16 protein-coding genes are annotated in these 16,289 nt (G+C 64.6%); 13 read left to right on the plus strand and 3 right to left on the minus strand.

Features of this window, described 5'->3' with window-relative positions:
- The 4 genes from BGI27_RS15445 to BGI27_RS15460 form a co-directional block, all read left to right on the plus strand.
- Positions 1–1,157: amino acid permease (locus BGI27_RS15445; protein WP_095530321.1), on the plus strand; the 1,157-nt coding region annotated here is incomplete at its 5' end.
- Positions 1,158–1,313: 156 nt separating this feature from the next.
- Positions 1,314–1,889: a glutathione peroxidase gene (locus tag BGI27_RS15450; protein ID WP_095525716.1), complete on the plus strand. Its 576-nt coding sequence runs from the start codon at positions 1,314–1,316 to the stop codon at positions 1,887–1,889.
- A 22-nt stretch (positions 1,890–1,911) separates the two neighbouring features.
- The gene (locus BGI27_RS15455) at positions 1,912–2,469 is read left to right on the plus strand and encodes a DsbA family protein (RefSeq protein ID WP_095525717.1); all 558 of its coding nucleotides are present in this window, start codon (positions 1,912–1,914) and stop codon (positions 2,467–2,469) included.
- 82 nt (positions 2,470–2,551) lie between these two features.
- Positions 2,552–4,189, plus strand: coding sequence for a Na+/H+ antiporter (locus BGI27_RS15460; protein WP_095525718.1), 1,638 nt, complete (start codon positions 2,552–2,554; stop codon positions 4,187–4,189).
- Between the two features lie 119 nt (positions 4,190–4,308).
- On the opposite strand, the gene BGI27_RS15465 is transcribed toward BGI27_RS15460, so the two are convergent.
- The 3 genes from BGI27_RS15465 to BGI27_RS15475 form a co-directional block, all read right to left on the minus strand.
- Positions 4,309–5,415 carry an AbrB family transcriptional regulator gene (locus tag BGI27_RS15465; RefSeq protein ID WP_095525719.1) on the minus strand — a complete coding sequence of 369 codons (1,107 nt, stop codon included), beginning with the start codon at positions 5,413–5,415 and terminating at the stop codon, positions 4,309–4,311.
- Positions 5,416–5,715: 300 nt separating this feature from the next.
- Entirely contained in the window at positions 5,716–6,057 is a 342-nt protein-coding gene (locus tag BGI27_RS15470; RefSeq protein ID WP_095525720.1) for a hypothetical protein, read from the minus strand.
- Between the two features lie 93 nt (positions 6,058–6,150).
- A complete protein-coding gene (locus tag BGI27_RS15475; RefSeq protein ID WP_095525721.1) occupies positions 6,151–7,479 on the minus strand; it encodes a lactonase family protein in 1,329 nt (442 codons plus the stop codon).
- A gap of 262 nt (positions 7,480–7,741) precedes the next feature.
- Here BGI27_RS15475 and BGI27_RS15480 point away from each other — a divergent pair, with 262 nt between their 5' ends.
- The 9 genes from BGI27_RS15480 to BGI27_RS15510 form a co-directional block, all read left to right on the plus strand.
- Positions 7,742–8,293 (plus strand): GbsR/MarR family transcriptional regulator, encoded by a 552-nt coding sequence (locus tag BGI27_RS15480; protein ID WP_095525722.1) that lies wholly within the window; start codon positions 7,742–7,744, stop codon positions 8,291–8,293.
- Between the two features lie 25 nt (positions 8,294–8,318).
- Positions 8,319–9,656, plus strand: coding sequence for a cytochrome ubiquinol oxidase subunit I (locus BGI27_RS15485; protein WP_095525723.1), 1,338 nt, complete (start codon positions 8,319–8,321; stop codon positions 9,654–9,656).
- Positions 9,653–10,648, plus strand: coding sequence for a cytochrome d ubiquinol oxidase subunit II (locus tag BGI27_RS15490; RefSeq protein WP_095525724.1), 996 nt, complete (start codon positions 9,653–9,655; stop codon positions 10,646–10,648). Before BGI27_RS15485 ends, BGI27_RS15490 begins: the two co-directional genes overlap by 4 nt.
- A 131-nt stretch (positions 10,649–10,779) precedes the next feature.
- On the plus strand, positions 10,780–11,580 hold the full coding sequence (locus tag BGI27_RS18260; RefSeq protein ID WP_095525725.1) for an MCP four helix bundle domain-containing protein: 801 nt from the start codon (positions 10,780–10,782) through the stop codon (positions 11,578–11,580).
- Positions 11,535–12,410 carry a methyl-accepting chemotaxis protein gene (locus tag BGI27_RS15495; protein WP_095525726.1) on the plus strand — a complete coding sequence of 292 codons (876 nt, stop codon included), beginning with the start codon at positions 11,535–11,537 and terminating at the stop codon, positions 12,408–12,410. Before BGI27_RS18260 ends, BGI27_RS15495 begins: the two co-directional genes overlap by 46 nt.
- 67 nt (positions 12,411–12,477) lie before the next feature.
- Positions 12,478–13,269 (plus strand): DUF1800 family protein, encoded by a 792-nt coding sequence (locus tag BGI27_RS18570; protein ID WP_095525727.1) that lies wholly within the window; start codon positions 12,478–12,480, stop codon positions 13,267–13,269.
- Entirely contained in the window at positions 13,176–14,132 is a 957-nt protein-coding gene (locus tag BGI27_RS18575; protein WP_263406639.1) for a DUF1800 family protein, read from the plus strand. The genes BGI27_RS18570 and BGI27_RS18575 overlap by 94 nt, the downstream gene beginning before the upstream one ends.
- A gap of 10 nt (positions 14,133–14,142) precedes the next feature.
- Positions 14,143–15,516: a DUF1501 domain-containing protein gene (locus tag BGI27_RS15505; RefSeq protein WP_095525729.1), complete on the plus strand. Its 1,374-nt coding sequence runs from the start codon at positions 14,143–14,145 to the stop codon at positions 15,514–15,516.
- Positions 15,516–16,289, plus strand: a 774-nt coding sequence (locus tag BGI27_RS15510; protein ID WP_095525730.1) for an arginase family protein, incomplete at its 3' end; no start/stop codon positions are given. The genes BGI27_RS15505 and BGI27_RS15510, both read left to right, overlap by 1 nt.

Below are 16,289 nucleotides of genomic sequence, written 5' to 3' on the forward strand. Positions count from 1 at the left end.
TTTCCGGCCGTTTTCACCCCCAGCACCCCGTCCGGTTTCTCCCCCCTCCCTACTCCTGGGCCGGCTTCTTCACCGGCTGGACCTACTGGTTCTGCTGGGTGGTGACAGGCATCGCCGACGTGATCGCGATCTCGTCTTACACCCAGTTCTGGTTCCCCGGGCTGCCGCAGTGGGTGCCCGCACTGGCCTGCGTGGGCCTGCTGCTGACGCTCAACCTGCTCACCGTGAAGCTTTTCGGCGAAGTGGAATTCTGGTTCGCAATGATCAAGATCGTCGCCATCGTGGCGCTGGTGGCCACGGGCCTCTTCATGGTGACCGGCGGCTTCGTATCGCCTTCGGGCCATGCCGCAAGCCTGGCGAACCTCTGGAACGATGGCGGCATGTTCCCGCACGGCATGATGGGCTTCTTCGCCGGCTTCCAGATAGCGGTCTTCGCCTTCGTCGGGATCGAGCTGGTGGGCACCACGGCGGCCGAGGCGCGCGATCCGATGCGCACACTGCCGCGCGCGATCAATTCGATTCCGGTGCGCATCATCTTCTTCTACGTGCTGGCGCTGATCGCGATCATGGCCGTCACCCCCTGGCGCGAAGTGGTGCCGAACAAGAGCCCGTTCGTGGAACTGTTCATGCTCGCCGGCCTGCCTGCCGCTGCCGGCGTGATCAATTTCGTGGTGCTGACCTCGGCAGCCTCGTCGGCCAACAGCGGCGTTTTCTCGACCAGCCGGATGCTCTACGGCCTGGCACTGAAAGGGGATGCGCCAACAGCCTTCGGACGCCTCTCGCGTGCTGCGGTACCCTCGCGCGGCCTGCTCTTCTCGTGCGTGTGCCTGCTGGGCGGCGTGGTGCTGATGTGGGTGATTCCTGACCTGGTGGAAGCCTTCACGCTGGTCACCACGCTGTCGGCGATCCTTTTCATGTTCGTGTGGTCGCTGATCATGCTTTCGTACATCGCCTACCGCCGCAAACGCGCCGCGCTGCACGAAGCCTCCACCTACAAGATGCCGGGCGGCGTCGCGATGTGCATGGCCTGCCTCGCCTTCTTCGTCTTCATCCTGGTGCTGCTGGCGCTTGAAGCAGATACCCGCCAGGCGCTGATCGCCAGCCCGCTGTGGTTCGTGATCCTGGCTGTGGCATATCGCTTCAAGCGCAAGGCCTGACACGCCCCTTCAAGATTCCTGGCACACAAAGGCCAATCATCCTTCCGTGCCCGGCACAGCAGGATGATTGACCTGTTTTCTGTCCGCTCAAGCCCGAGGCGTCAGGTTCATGTCGCAACGCGGCTCGGGCAGCCAGCGGGAGCCATCGGACCTACAATGAACCTCCCCACGCAACAGGAGCTGACCGTGAGCGATCTCTACGACATCCCCCTGCAGCGCATCGATGGCACGCCGACGACACTTGCGGCGTTTCGCGGCAAGGTGCTGCTGGTGGTCAATGTGGCCTCGAAATGCGGGCTGACGCCGCAATACGCCGGACTGGAAAAGCTGTATGAGGACAAGCGTGCTCAGGGGCTGGAGGTGCTGGGTTTTCCCGCCAACAATTTCAAGGCGCAGGAACCCGGTACGGAAGCGGAGATCGCCGAATTCTGCAAGCTGACTTATGACGTGCAGTTCCCGCTGTTCGCCAAGCTCTCGGTACTCGGTGCCGACCAGCATCCTCTGTATGCCGCGCTCACCGCCGCACAGCCGCAATCCACAGGTGACGGCCCGTTCCGCGAACGTCTGGAAAGCCATGGCATCAAGGCTGCAAGCCCAGTCGACGTGTTGTGGAACTTCGAAAAATTCCTGCTCGACCGCTCGGGCCGGGTAGTCGCGCGCTTCTCGCCGGACACTGCTGCCGACGATCCGCGCCTGCTGCAGGCCATCGACACCGAACTCGCCAGACACTGACCCGGCACCCGCAAGGCGACACATGACCGCAAACACCACGCCCGCCTCCCTTGAATGGGGGCACGGGCCAAAGATCCTGGAAGTCTTCCTGGAGCCGACCTGCCCGTTCTCCGGCCGTGCCTACGCCAAGCTCGATGCACTGCTTGCACGTGCTGGCGCGGATCACCTGACGATCCGTATCCGATTGCAATCACAGCCCTGGCACACGTTCTCGCCGGTCACCACGCGTGCCATCCTCTCGGCTGCCGCCACACCGGGAGGGCGCGAAGCCGCCAGACAGGTGATGACGGCGATCTACGCACATCGGGCGGAATTCGAACCGGAGGACCACTGCCGCGGCCCCCTGCTGGACGAATCCCCGGCCACCATGCTGGCACGCATCGAGACTTTGAGCGGCCTCTCGCTGCGTGCCCTCTTCGAGCGCGGCGAGCTGACACAGGCGGTGAAATGGCAGGCACGCTACGCGCGACAGAACGGCATCCACGTATCGCCCACCTTCATGCTCGATGGCCTGATCGTGGCGGACATGAACAGCGGTGATGAAATCGACGCCTGGCTGCAGAAGCTCGGGCTGGCATGAGCCCTGTCCGCGCCTGCGACGCTAGAATCCCGCACCGGCAGACGGGCGGACCGCGCCTGCGCCAGGCAGGAGGAAAGAACACTTGAACGCCATCGACATCACGCTCGTTATGTTCGTGGCCGTCGTCGCCAGCGGCTTCATCACGCGCATGATGCCCTGGCCGATCCCGCTGCCCCTGGTACAGATCGGGCTTGGCGCGGTGATCGCCGGGGTGTTCAACCATGGCATCGCGCTCGATCCGGAAGTCTTCTTTCTGCTTTTCCTGCCACCGCTACTGTTCCTCGACGGCTGGCGCATCCCCAAGGAAGGCCTGCTGCGCGACCGCTTCGCGATCTTCCAGATGGCCTTCGGGCTGGTGATCTTCACCGTGGTGGGCCTGGGCTTCCTGATCCACTGGATGATCCCCGCCATGCCGCTGCCGATCGCCTTCGCGCTGGCAGCCATCGTGTCACCGACCGATCCGATCGCAGTCTCCGCCATCACCGCGCGCATCCCGATGCCCAAGCGCGTGATGCACGTACTCGAAGGCGAATCCCTGCTCAACGATGCCAGCGGCCTGGTGGCCTTCCGCTTCGCCGTGGCCGCCGCAGTGACCGGCGCATTCTCGCTCTCGGATGCGGCGCTCTCCTTCCTCTGGGTGGCGCTGGCGGGCGTCGGCGTCGGCGCCGGCTTCACCTGGCTGATGGCCTGGGGCAAACGCCGGCTGCTCAAGCGCTATGGCGAAGAGCCGGGTGCCGAGATCCTGGTGAGTCTGCTGATTCCCTTCGGCGCCTACGGACTGGCCGAGCATGTGGGTGCATCGGGCATCCTGGCCGCCGTGGCGGCGGGCATCGTGATGAGTTACGTGGAGCTGAGCGGCCATGCGCTGGCCAGCACGCGCATCCAGCGCACGGTCGTGTGGAACACGCTGCAATTCACGCTCAACGGCATCATGTTCGTATTGCTCGGCGAGCAGTTGCCACGCATTTTCCGCGGCGCGGTGCAGGTCGTGGAAGAAACCGGCCACGTAAATCCCTGGTGGCTGCTGTTCTACGCCGTGGTGATCAACCTGGCGCTCGCCGCACTGCGGTTCGTATGGGTCTGGGGCTCGGTCAAGGTGGCGCGCTGGCTGGCAAGCCGACGGGAAGAAGCGATTCCGGATCCTGGCACTCGCCTCACGCTGGCGGTCTCGCTCGCCGGTGTGCGTGGCGCCATTACACTCGCCGGCGTGCTCACGCTGCCGCTCGTGCTGGCTGATGGCTCGCCGCTCCCGGCGCGCGATCTCGCCATCTTCCTGGCCGCCTCGGTGGTCATCGTCTCCCTGCTGACTGCCAGCCTCAGCCTGCCGCACCTGCTGCGCGAACTCAACGCACCGCCCAGTGCCGAATCCCACGCGGAGGAAGACCTGGCCCGCGAAGCCGTGCGCCCGGCATCGGTAAAGGCCATCGAACAACGACTGCACGATCTGTTGCGCCAGCACCCGGATACCGATCCGCAGCGCTACATCAGCGTGGCCGAGCACCTCATGCAGAGTTTCAACCTGTCTCACCACGGTGCGCTGGACAAGGATTCCGATCCGGCCCTGGTACGCGAGGTGATCGCAATCGAAGCAGACATGCGCCTCGCGGCCCTGCAGGCCTCACGCGACGAACTGTTCCGCCTCGCCCGTGAAAACGAGATATCGGAAGACGCCTGCCGCACGGCGGTACGCCGTATCGATCTGCAGGAAGCCCGGCTCTAGGGTCAATGCCATTGAGTTAGAACTTTTCCGTCATTCCGGCGAAGGCCGGAATCCAGCGTCCCGGGCACCTCTCTGGATCCCGGCCTTCGCCGGGATGACGCCAAGAAAGGGTTTGACGCCTAACTTAATGACATTGGCTTTAGGGCCTGTTGCGGCACGCGTCCGGCAATCCAGCGTGCGATCACCGGCCCGGTAAGCACCACGATCAGCAGGCGCGCAGTCTGGAAGGCCATCACGAAAGGCAGGTTCACTCCGGCGCCGGCCGCGATGATCGCCACGCTCTCGAAACCGCCGGGGCTGGTGGCAAGATAGGCCGTCAGCGGATCGATGCCGACCAGGTAGTGCAGCGCTACGGCCAGCCCGCAACAGACCGCCAGCAAACACAGGATGGAGGCCACGATGGCCGGCAACGCGATGGCGGCACGCGCCAGCGATTCCCGCGTGAAACGCAGGCCGATATTCCAGCCCAGCACGGCAAAAGCACACGCCAGCAACCAGGGGGGCAATGCCGGCTCGAACAGGCCAGCTGCGTTGAGCCCGGCAGCCACGATCATCGGCATCAGCATCGGGCCACCTGGCAGATTGAAACGATCAGCCAGCCAGGCACCGCCACATCCCAGCAACAGGGTCTGGGCCAGCGCCCCCGGCACCAGTGGCGGAAACCAGTCGACCGCTATCGCCTCCACCGAGCCCGTACCGGCCCAGAAGCGCGCCACGAAGGTCGCCGCCAGCGCCACCATCACCACACGCAGGTATTGCATCACGGCGACCAGACTCATATCGCCGCCATGCGCTTCGGACATTGCCGTCATCACCGCCGCACCACCCGGTGATGAGCCCCATACCGCAGTGGTCCCGGGCAACACGCGGCGCATCGCGAGCAACCAGCCCATGCCTGAGCACAACGCAACAACTGCCAGAGTGACGGCAAGGAACAAGGCCCAGTCGCGATGCAGCGACATCAGGATGGGAGGCGTGAGCGTACTGGCGACCATACAGGCGATCATGCCCTGGGCGACGACGAAGCTGCTGCGGGGTGGCCGTGGCGCCACGCCGGCCAGCGCCATCAGCATGCCCGCGACGATGCTGCCCAGCAGCAGCGCGGCAGGCAGCCCTCCCTGGTCGGCCAGTGCAGCGAGCAGGGCAGACAGTGCAAGCAGAACGCCCCAGCGCCGCCAGGCACTGAGGCCCACGGTGTCGGCAAACCATCGAACAAGTGCATGCATACTCAGCCGCCCTCCTGCACCGTATCGACGACACGAAAGGGGCCAAGGCCCTCATGGCGGCCGGAAATGGCCGGAGAGCGCGGAAACAACAGGAATGCGGTCATGACAGACACCCGAGCTACTGGGTGGTGCTGGAGGATTGGGAACTGCGAAGACGGGAGCCCTAGGGAATTCCAAGGGCGATTCTAGAAGGATGGGACGAGAACTCCAAGCCTGCCGGCCTGTGAGCTCCTGTCCAATAGCAGAGAAAATCAGGGGGTGCCGGGCTGGAGACTCACAGAGCCCCAGCCCGGGCAAGGCTTACTGCATGCCAGCGTCGGTCACACATTTCTTGACGAAGCTGTTTTTCGCCGCGCCAGCCAGTTTCTTCTCTGCCGCCTGGACTTCGCAGCCAGCCGCTGCGTGGGCGGCCTTGCCATCGGTCTCGCATTTCTTCAGGAAACTGTTGCGTGCGGCACCGGCAAGTTTCTTCTCGTCGGCCTGTGCCGTACAGCCGCCGCTGACGGCATCTGTATTGCACTTCTTCAGGAAGCTGGTCTTGGCTCCGGCCAGTTTCTTGTCCGCGGCCTGCTCCTCGCAGGTCGCGGCGAAGCTGCTGGTGGCAAACAGGGCCAGCAGGGTAACGGTCACGAATCGGTACATGATGAGATCTCCCGGAAGTGGTTGTGGGGGCACGCCAGCATGCCCCCGGGCCATTCTTGCAGGCCTGTTGCGCCTGCACATCCGGAACAGCCCTTATCGGACAGCGATGGAAGTCGGTGTTGCGCCACCGGTGGCTACGGTCGCGGCACTCAGTGCCTGCAATGCGCCACCAGACTGGATTTCGTACTGAGAGACCGTCGCGTCCGTGCTGTTGACGACGTAGACATAGCTCGAATCCGGGCTCACCGCGATCGCCACGGGGTTGTCTCCGGCTTCCACGCTGGCAGTGGATAGCGCGGTGAGATAGCCCTTGGTGGAAGTCCTCGATGAAATCGAATACTGGCTGACGGAATCACTCCCGGCATTCGCCACATAGGCATATTTTCCATCCGGGCTGAGCGCGATCGCACTGGGCGAATCCCCAGCAGTAACGAAGGACTGGCTGGACAGCAGGCCGGTCGTGCCGATGGCCAGCTGGGCAACAAGACCACTGTCGGCCAGCACGACATAAAGATAATTGCTCTCTGAATCGACAGCCACGGCTACCGGCCCCTTGCCGATACCCGAGATATCGAAGATCGCTGTTGCCAGCGCAGTCAGGGCTCCACTGCTGCCCACGCTGTATTGCGAGAGGGTGTTGTCGCTGGCGTTGGCAACATAGGCGTATTTGCCGTTCGGCGTCACCACCACAGCCTGAGGATTGACCCCCGAAGACACGGAGGCGGTAGTCATGGCCGCCGGCACTCCGGTCGTACCGATGGAAAACTGGGAGACGGACGCCGCGCCGTAGTTGGCGGCATACAGCGTCGTGCCGTCCGGCCCCAAGCCCAATGCATAGCCCGCGCTGGCGGCATCCGCCGTGCCGAGCGATCCCAGAACACCCGTGGTTCCCACCGAGTAGGCGCTGATCCGCTTGTTGTTGCGGTATGCCACGTAGGCATACGTCCCATCCGTATTCAGCACGATGGTAGAGGGTTCATAGGTCGTGCTGATGCGTGGCGTGGACAAGGCTGTCAGCAAGCCTGAATCGCTACCCACACTGAACATGGCCAGACTGCTGCCACCGGCATTCGTCACATAGGCCACGTAGCCCCGGCAGATCACCTTGACGCTGCTGACATCCGTCGTCGAACTGCCGCTGCCATCGCTGACGGAACACGTCTGCCCGTCCGGCTGGGTCACCACGGTCACCGAATAGCTGCCTGAAGTGCTGCCGAAACTGAAACTGCTCGCGCTCGAAGCCACGGACAGCGTGGCGCTGCCATTGCCCAGCACCAGACCACTGCTGCTCAAGCCGGTGATCGTACCTCCCAACGTGTAGCTGGCGACCGTCGTGCCGGAATCCGAAGAGGAGCCACCGCCACCACAGGCGGCAAGGATGACAAATGCGCAGGCAATCGATAAGGAACGGCGGGTAATCATGATTCGGCAGCAGGAAGCTCAGGATGCGCGACTGTAACGTCGCCCAAAGATCGCGCGACGCCATGCAGAGCTCTCTTTGCAGTCTTTTAATCCGTTAGACAAGTTGCATTGCAGGCAGTCTCACCCCGAAGCGGAAAACGGCGGCTGGCATCCCCGACACTTTTCACTGTTCGCCTCGATCCAGACCTTCGCGAACTTTCAGAAATTACTGAAAGTTCGTGATAAGGTTGACGCAAATCAAAAGCCAACAGAGAGCCTGCCCGTGACGCCACTCGTTCGCGCCTTCGTTTCGCATTTCGGCGAGATGGGTTCCCGCTGGGGAATCAACCGCACAGTCGGCCAGATCTATGCGCTGATCTACGTTTCGTCGCACCCCTTGAATGCGGACGAGATCGCCGAAGAACTCGAGTTCTCGCGCTCCAACGTGAGCATGGGCCTGAAGGAGCTTCAGGCCTGGCGCCTGGTTCGACTGCGCCACCTTGCCGGCGACCGTCGCGAATACTTCGAAGCTCCCGCCGACGCCTGGGAAGTGTTCCGCACCCTGGCCGAGGAGCGCCGCCGCCGCGAGATCGAGCCGACGTTGTCGATGCTGCGCAGCGCGCTGCTGGAAGAGGCTGGCAGCGAGGCAGACCGCTACGCCCAAGAGCGCATGCGTGACATGCACGCACTGATCGAGCAGCTCACCACCTGGTTCGACGACATCCAGCGCCTGGACAGCGCCACCCTCAGCAAGCTGATGGGCATGGGCGCCACCGTACACAAGCTGCTGGACTTTACTGACAAGTTCAAGCAACGCAAGCACAACAAGACCTGATTCCCCTTCGCCCGGAGTCCCCCGAATGGAAACCCTAGATCCGCTCCTGCTGGCACGCATCCAGTTCGCGGCCAATATCACTTTCCACATCCTGTTTCCCACCATCACCATCGCGCTGTGCTGGGCGCTGCTGTTCTTCCGCTGGCGCTGGATCGCCACGCGCAATGAAGCCTGGCTCGCGGCCTATCGGCTGTGGACCAAGGTATTCGCGCTGTCCTTCGCCATGGGCGTGGTCTCCGGCATCACCATGAGTTTCCAGTTCGGCACTAACTGGCCAGGCTTCATGGAGCGCGTGGGCAACATCGCCGGCCCCCTGCTGGGTTACGAGGTGCTGACAGCCTTCTTTCTGGAGGCTACCTTCCTCGGCGTGATGCTGTTCGGCCACGGCCGGGTCTCCGAGCGCGTACACATGATCGCCACCGCGCTGGTGGCGCTGGGCACCACCTCCTCGGCGTTCTGGATACTGGCCCTGAATTCCTGGATGCAGACCCCGGCGGGCTTCTATGTGGAGAGCGGCCAATACCACGTGGAAAGCTGGCTGGCGGTGATCTTCAATCCGTCCTTCCCCTATCGCTTCACGCACATGCTGATCGCCTCGGGGCTCACCGTGTCGTTTTTGCTCGCCGGCCTGTCGGCCTGGCAAATATTGCGGCGTCGCGAAACGCTGGCCACGGCCGTGGCCCTGCGCACCGGGCTGATCGCCGGCGCGGTGCTGATCCCGCTGCAGATCTTCGTCGGTGACATGCACGGTCTGAATACGCTGGAGCACCAGCCGCAGAAGGTGGCCGCCATCGAGGGAGTGTGGCAGACCGAGCGCGGCGCTCCGCTGCTGTTGTTCGCCATGCCGGACGAGAAGACGCGCAGCAACCGCTTCGAGATCGGCATCCCCAAAGGCGCTAGCCTGATCCTCAAGCATGATCCGGAAGGCGAAATCCGCGGCCTCAACGAATTCGAAGGCCGGCATCCGCCCGTGGCGCCGCTGTTCTGGGGCTTCCGCATCATGGTCGGCATCGGCGTGCTGATGCTCCTAGCCAGCTGGGCGGGGGTGTGGGCGTTGCGTCGCCGTGCGCCGAACGCACTGCCGCGCCCGTTGCTGTGGGGGCTGGTGGGCATGACCTTCTCCGGTTGGGTCGCCACCGTGGCCGGTTGGTACGTCACCGAAATCGGCCGCCAGCCCTATCTGGTCTTCGGGGAATTGCTCACGCGTGATCTGGTCGGCCCCGCGCCTGCCTCATCCATCGCCATCTCGCTGACGGCCTACCTCATCACCTATCTGGTACTGATCGTGGCCTACGTCAGCGTGCTGTTCTACATGGCCGGCAAGGCTGATTCCACCCCTTACGCCCAAGGAGGCCAAGCATGAGCTTCGCCCAGTTCCTCCCTCTCTTCTTCTTCGTCATCCTCGGCGTGGCCATGTTGCTCTACGTGCTGCTGGATGGTTTCGATCTGGGCATCGGTCTGCTGCTGCCCCTGGCGCCGAATGCCGAGAAGGACAGCATGGTCGCCTCCATCGGCCCGTTCTGGGATGCCAACGAAACCTGGCTGGTGCTGGGCGTGGGCATCCTGTTGATCGCTTTTCCGCAGGCGCACGGGCAGATCCTCGGCGCGCTCTACCTGCCAGTCACGGCGATGCTCATCGGCCTGATCCTGCGCGGAGTGGCCTTCGATTTCCGCGTCAAGGCACGCGATCACCACAAACGGTTGTGGAATCTGAACTTCTTCGCCGGCTCACTGATCGCCACGCTGGCCCAGGGCTGGATGCTCGGCCGCTATGTGACGGGCTTCGGCCAAGGCACCGGCCACCACGCCTTCGCGCTGTTGATCACGCTCACCCTGCCGGCAGCCTATGTGATGCTGGGTGGCTGCTGGCTGCTGCTCAAGAGCGAAGGCGATCTGCAGGAAAAGGCCCGCTGCTGGGCCCGCCGTAGCCTGGTGCCGGTGGCGCTGGGCCTGCTGCTGATCTCGCTGGCCACGCCTTGGGTCAGCGAGACCGTGCGCGAGCGCTGGTTCACCATGCCTGCCTTCCTCGCCCTGCTGCCAATCCCGCTCATCTGCGTGCTGGCACTGGCTGGCCTGGCCTGGGTGCTGCAGCGCCCGCGCGTACGCGAGGAGTTCGCCTGGCTGCCCTTCGTGCTCGCCATCGTGATCCTGCTGATGGGCTTCTTCGGCCTAGCCTACAGCCTCTACCCCTACGTGATCATGGATCGCATGACGCTTTGGGATGCCGCAGCCTCCACGCCGGCGCTCACCGTGATCTTCATCGGTACCGTGATCACCGTACCGGTGATCCTGGGCTACACGGCGTTCTCCTACTGGGTGTTCCGCGGCAAAAGCACGCCGCTGACCTACGGATAACCCCTGCCCGAATAGGCATATGACATCAATTTGGGGGAAGGTCATCCAGATCGGACCGCGCATGCCGTAGATTGGGAAAACCGGCCGCAGCGGCAGAGCATGAGCCGGCGTGAAACCCAAAGGAGGCAACCATGCGCTGGTTCGACAATCTTCGGTTCCGCAACAAACTGCTGATCAACTTTCTGGTGTGCAGCGGCCTGCTGATCGCGGCGCTGCTGCTTTCCACCGGTTTGCTGGGACGCCTGGGTGATGATGTCCATCACTTCACGGATTCCGCCATGCCGGCAATGAAATCCACAGGCAACATCAGCGAACTGCGCCTGCGCTACCGCGTACGCAGCCTGGAATACCTGCTGCCGGGCACACCGGAACAACGCGGCAAACTGGAAGAATCACTCAAGGATCTGGATGCGGAAGTCCAAAAATCCATCACAGCCCACGCTTCGTTGGTAACCAGCGACCAGCAGCGGCAGGTGCTCGAAGATGTCCGCAAGCGCTCGCAGGCCTATCGCGAAAGCGTGGATGCCGCCGTCGCCCTGGTCCGCGCAGGCGATGAGGAAGGCGCCCAGGGGCTGCGCCGCAAGGAATGGGTCGAGCGCGCCAATGCCCTGCGTGACAAGACCAACGAACTCGCCGAACTGACCCTGAAGGAAGCCGAGCTGCGCGGTGCGAGCGCAGTCTCTCACGCGGATTACGCCAAGGAGTCCGTCTGGGCCCTGCTGGTGATTTCCTGCGACCTGAGCATCGCCTTCGCCATGTGGTTCGCCATGCGCATCGGGCGAAGCCTGGAAATGCTGGTGCAGAGCGCCAACCATGTTGCCAGCGGCGATCTGACACACCCCTGCCCGGTGGCACGCAGGACGAGCTCGGCCTGTTGCAACAGGCCATGGAGCGCATGCGCCGGGCACTCAGCGAGATGGTGCTCAGCATGAGCAGCCTTGCCGAAAATGCGACGGCGGCCTCGCATGGGCTGGAATCCTCCGCCGAGCTGGCCGAGCAGGACAGCGGCCGCCAGAGCGAAGCCGCCGCCGCCATCGCCGCTACGGTGGAAGAGCTGACCGTTTCGATCAACCACGTGTCTCAGAGCACCGACGACGCCAGCAAACAGGCCGCGCAGGCCGACACCCAGGCCGCCTTCGGCAGCGAACGGCTGGGCGCGGTCACCGGCGAGATCCGCCGCATCGCCCAGAGCGTGCGCGATGCCTCGGGCCGTATCGAAGCGCTGGAGACGGAGGCTGACCAGATCTCTCGCATTGCCACGGTGATCAAGGACATTGCCGACCAGACCAATCTGCTGGCGCTGAATGCCGCCATTGAGGCGGCACGCGCGGGCGAGCAAGGGCGTGGCTTCGCCGTGGTGGCCGATGAAGTACGCAAGCTCTCGGAGCGGACCGCGAGCTCGACCGCCGAGATCACGCAGATGATCGCCAACATCCAGCGCTCCACGCGTGAGGCTGTCGAAGGCATCGAAAGCGGCGTCCGCTCGGTGGAAGCGGGTGAAGCGCTGGTCCAGCAGGCAGACGAAGCCGTGGCATCCATCCGCGAAAGCGCGCGCCAGGTGGCAGGGTTGGTGGCCGACGTGGCCCAGGGGCTGCGCGAACAGGCCGCGGCATCGCAGGACGTAGCCGTACGCGTGGAGCAGATCTCGGTCAGTGCCGACGCCCTGAATGCCAACACTCGCACCACCAATGCCACGGCGGAGCAGGTAGCGCGCATCGCCGACGACATGCTGACGCGGGTCCGCCGGTTCCGCACGGGCTGAAGCGCCACGTCAACGCAAACAGGACGGATGCCGTTAAGCAGGCAAAGGACTTCCGGGAAGTACGCGTATGAAGCTACGTCGCACATTCTCGGTCGCCGCGCTGCTCATGGCGCTGGCGGCCTGCAGCACGCTCCTTCCGCAAGCGGACACGGCGCCCACGCCGGCCGAGGCTTCGCGCTTTCTGCAGCAGGCCAGCTTCGGCCCCAGCATGGCGGAAATCCAGGCACTCACACACAGCACGCCAAGGCGTTGGCTGGAAACACAGTTCGCCCTGCCGCAGACGGAATTGCAGCCCGTGATCGAGCCATACCATGCTGCGCTCGCCAAGGGAGAAAACCTCAGCCAGCAACTGCTGCTCGATCTGGTGTGGAAAACCGCTGCCACCGCGCCGGACCAGCTGCGCCAGCGCATGACGCTCGCGCTCTCCGAGATCTTCGTGGTCTCCTTCGACGGCAGCCTGAGCCCGCGCGTGCGCGGCATGGCCGGCTGGTACGACATGCTCGGGCGCAACGCCTTCGGCAATTTTCGCGACCTGCTGGAAGCCGTGAGCCGCAGCCCGATGATGGGCGTCTATCTCTCGCACCTGAAGAACCAGAAGGAAGATCCATCGCGCGGGCGGGTACCGGACGAAAACTACGCGCGTGAAGTGATGCAGCTGTTCACCATCGGCCTGTACGAGCTGAATCCCCCGATGGCAGCCCGAAACTGCGTGACGGCCACCCCGTGGAAACCTACGGTAACGAGGACATCACCGGCCTGGCGCGCGTGTTCACCGGCTTCTCCTATGGCGGCCCGGGCAGCAGTGACCGCCACTTCCAGCAGCAGGGTGCGGACCCCCGGTGGGACATCCTGCCCATGAAGGGCTACCCGAAATTCCACTCCACCAGCGAGAAGCGTTTCCTCGGCCTGAGCATCCCGGCGCAAAAGCAGGCGGATCCGGAAGGCGATCTAAAGCGCGCACTGGATCATCTGTTCCACCATCCCAACGTCGGCCCCTTCTTCGGCCGCCAGCTGATCCAGCGCCTGGTCACCAGCAACCCCAGCCCGGCCTATGTCGGACGTGTGGCACGCGCCTTCGCCGACAACGGCCGTGGCGTGCGCGGCGACATGCGCGCGGTGATCCGTGCCGTGCTGCTGGACCGGGAAGCCCGTGATCCCGCCCCGGATGCAGCCGGCCGGCTGCGCGAACCAGTCCTGCGTTTCACGCAATGGATGCGTGCCTTCCATGCCGGTTCGGACTCCGGCGAATACCGCATCGGCAATACCGACAATCCCGGCACCGCGCTGGGGCAGACGCCGCTGCGTTCTCCCAGCGTCTTCAACTTTTTCCGCCCGGGCTTCATCCCGCCGGGCGGCGGGCTGGCCGCCCAGGGGCTGGTCGCGCCCGAGATGCAGCTCGTTTCGGAAAGCGCCGTGGCCGGCTACGTGAATTACATCCAGCGCGCCATCGAGTCCGGCGCCGGACGCCAGCGCGATGTGCAGGCAGACTACCGCGAACTGCTGCCGCTGGCCGCCACGCTGGAACAGCTGGTGGCCTACCTGGATCTGCTGCTGACCGGGGAACGCCTGTCGCCAGCCAGCCGCGAACGCATGACGACAGCCATCGCGGCCGTTCCGTTGCCGGTGGACAAGCCCCAGAACGCCGACCGGGCACGCCTGGAGCGTGCGAGGTTGGCTACGCTGCTAGTGATGGTTTCGCCGGAATATCTTGTCCAGCGATGAGGAGCGAAGCATGAGCCAGACTTCCCGCCGTGAATTCCTGCGCCAGGCGGCCGCTTTCTCGCTGCTGCAGGCAGCCGGCCCGCTGGGCCTGCAGCTGGCCGGCATCGGCGCGGCGAGCGCGGCCGAAGCGCCGGCAGATGACTATCGAGTGCTCGTCTGCCTCTTCCTGTACGGCGCCAACGATGGCCACAACACCGTGCTGCCGCTGGCGCCCGATGCCTACGCGACCTATGCCGCTGCGCGCGCGAGCATCGCCCTGCCGCACGAGCAGATCCTGCCCCTGCCCGGTCAGGATCTCGGGCTGCATCCGGCACTCGCGCCACTGCACCCCCTGTTCCAGCGCGGGCAAATGGCCGTGCTGGCCAACGTCGGTCCGCTGCTGGTGCCCATCCCTGACGCAACGGCCTTCAAGGCCGGCGTGATCCCGCGCCCGCCCAAGCTCTTCTCGCACAACGACCAGCAAGCCATCTGGCAGGCCTTCTCGCCCGAGGGCGCTACTTTGGGGTGGGGCGGGCGCATCGCCGACCTGCTCGCCAGCCACAACGGCAGCCCGCTGTTCACCGCAGTTTCTGCCTCCGGTAGCGCCGTGCTGCTGGCGGGCAAGCAGACGCTGCCCTATCAGATCACCCCGGAAGGCGCCATCGGCTTCCAGCGCATCACCACCGGCAAACCGCGCACAGCTGCAGTCACGCAGGCCCTGCGCGCACAGATCTCGGCGGGCAGCGGCCTCATCGCGCGCGATTATGCTGCCGTGGTCGAGCGCTCCATCGAAGCCGAATCCCTCCTCTCCGGCGCGCTCGCGGGCTTGCCGGCCGAAGACGCCCGCGTGGCGCTGCCGGAAGATCTCGCCAGGAACAATCTGGCCAAGCAGTTGCAGATCGTCGCGCGGTTGATCGGGGTGCGCGGCGAATCGGGGCTGGCCCAGCGCCGCCAGGTGTTCTTCGTGTCGCTGGGCGGCTTCGACACCCATGACGATCAGCTCGTGCGCCAGCAGAAGCTGCTGACGGACGTGGCCAGCGCTGTCGCCTGGTTTCAGGAGGCACTCGGACGCCTGGAGGCCAGCCGGCAGGTCACGCTGTTCACCGCGTCGGACTTCGGCCGCACGCTGACCGCCAATGGCGATGGCAGCGACCACGGTTGGGGCAGCCACCACTTCATCGTCGGTGGCGCGGTACAGGGCGGGAAAGTCTATGGCGAATTCCCCGAGGTGGCACTGAGCACCCGGCTGGACGTAGGCAACGGCCGCCTGTTGCCGACCACCGCCGTCGATCAGTACGCGGCTACACTGGCGCGTTGGATGGGCGTGCGCGAGGCGGACCTGCCACTGGTGCTGCCCAATGTCCGCCAATTCGGCAGCCACGATCTGGGCTTCATGAGAACCTGATGCAAGTCTTCGCCAACCCCGCCAGCCACAACCCCGAGTTCGAATTCTTCTGCGGTAACCGCGTACCCTGCTTCGAAAACACCCGACGCTTCGACTTCGTCGCCGAAGCGTTGCGCGGCGCAGGACTCCGGCTGGAACTGCCCGCGGAATTCCCCGACGCAGCCTTGCTCGCCGTACACAGCGCGCGCTACCTGGATTTCCTGCGCTCAGCCTGGCGTGAGTGGCAGGCCAGCGGCAACGAGGGCGACGCCTTCCATTGCGTCTGGCCCACGCACGCCATGCGCCGCGATCAGCTGCCCGAAAATTTCGCCGCACGCCTGGGCTTCTTCGGCTTCGATACCGGCTCCCCGCTCGGCCCGGGCTGCTGGCAGGCTGCGCGCAGGGGTGCGGACTGCGCCCTGGCGGGCGCGCATCATCTGATCGGCGGGGGCGCCAGTGCCTTCGTGCTCACGCGCCCGCCCGGCCACCATGCCGGCATCGAGCATTTCGGCGGTTACTGCTTTCTCAACAATGCCGCCATTGCCGCACAGGCACTGCGCGATGGAGGAGTCTCTCGTGTAGCGATCCTGGATGTGGACTTCCACCACGGCAACGGCACGCAGGAGATCTTCTATGCGCGTGGCGACGTGTTTTTCGCCAGCATCCACGGTGATCCCAGCACGGAATACCCTTTCTACCTTGGCCATGCAGACGAGCGCGGCAGCGGCGCCGGCCTGGGCAGCAATCTCAACCTGCCATTGCCCGCCGGCGCCCCGACAGCCGACTGGGTTGCC

The sequence above is a fragment of the Candidatus Dactylopiibacterium carminicum genome, assembly GCF_014736495.1.
GTDB lineage: Bacteria > Pseudomonadota > Gammaproteobacteria > Burkholderiales > Rhodocyclaceae > Uliginosibacterium > Uliginosibacterium carminicum.

Bases quoted from the DNA above. Each gene is read 5' to 3' on its own strand.
- BGI27_RS18260 (WP_095525725.1), top strand. From the start codon at position 10,780: ATGCGCTGGTTCGACAATCTTCGGTTCCGCAACAAACTGCTGATCAAC.
- BGI27_RS15490 (WP_095525724.1), top strand. From the start codon at position 9,653: ATGAGCTTCGCCCAGTTCCTCCCTCTCTTCTTCTTCGTCATCCTCGGC.
- BGI27_RS15475 (WP_095525721.1), bottom strand. From the start codon at position 7,479: ATGATTACCCGCCGTTCCTTATCGATTGCCTGCGCATTTGTCATCCTT.
- BGI27_RS15470 (WP_095525720.1), bottom strand. From the start codon at position 6,057: ATGTACCGATTCGTGACCGTTACCCTGCTGGCCCTGTTTGCCACCAGC.
- BGI27_RS18570 (WP_095525727.1), top strand. From the start codon at position 12,478: ATGAAGCTACGTCGCACATTCTCGGTCGCCGCGCTGCTCATGGCGCTG.
- BGI27_RS15455 (WP_095525717.1), top strand. From the start codon at position 1,912: ATGACCGCAAACACCACGCCCGCCTCCCTTGAATGGGGGCACGGGCCA.
- BGI27_RS15505 (WP_095525729.1), top strand. From the start codon at position 14,143: ATGAGCCAGACTTCCCGCCGTGAATTCCTGCGCCAGGCGGCCGCTTTC.
- BGI27_RS15495 (WP_095525726.1), top strand. From the start codon at position 11,535: ATGGAGCGCATGCGCCGGGCACTCAGCGAGATGGTGCTCAGCATGAGC.
- BGI27_RS15485 (WP_095525723.1), top strand. From the start codon at position 8,319: ATGGAAACCCTAGATCCGCTCCTGCTGGCACGCATCCAGTTCGCGGCC.
- BGI27_RS15465 (WP_095525719.1), bottom strand. From the start codon at position 5,415: ATGCATGCACTTGTTCGATGGTTTGCCGACACCGTGGGCCTCAGTGCC.
- BGI27_RS15450 (WP_095525716.1), top strand. From the start codon at position 1,314: ATGAACCTCCCCACGCAACAGGAGCTGACCGTGAGCGATCTCTACGAC.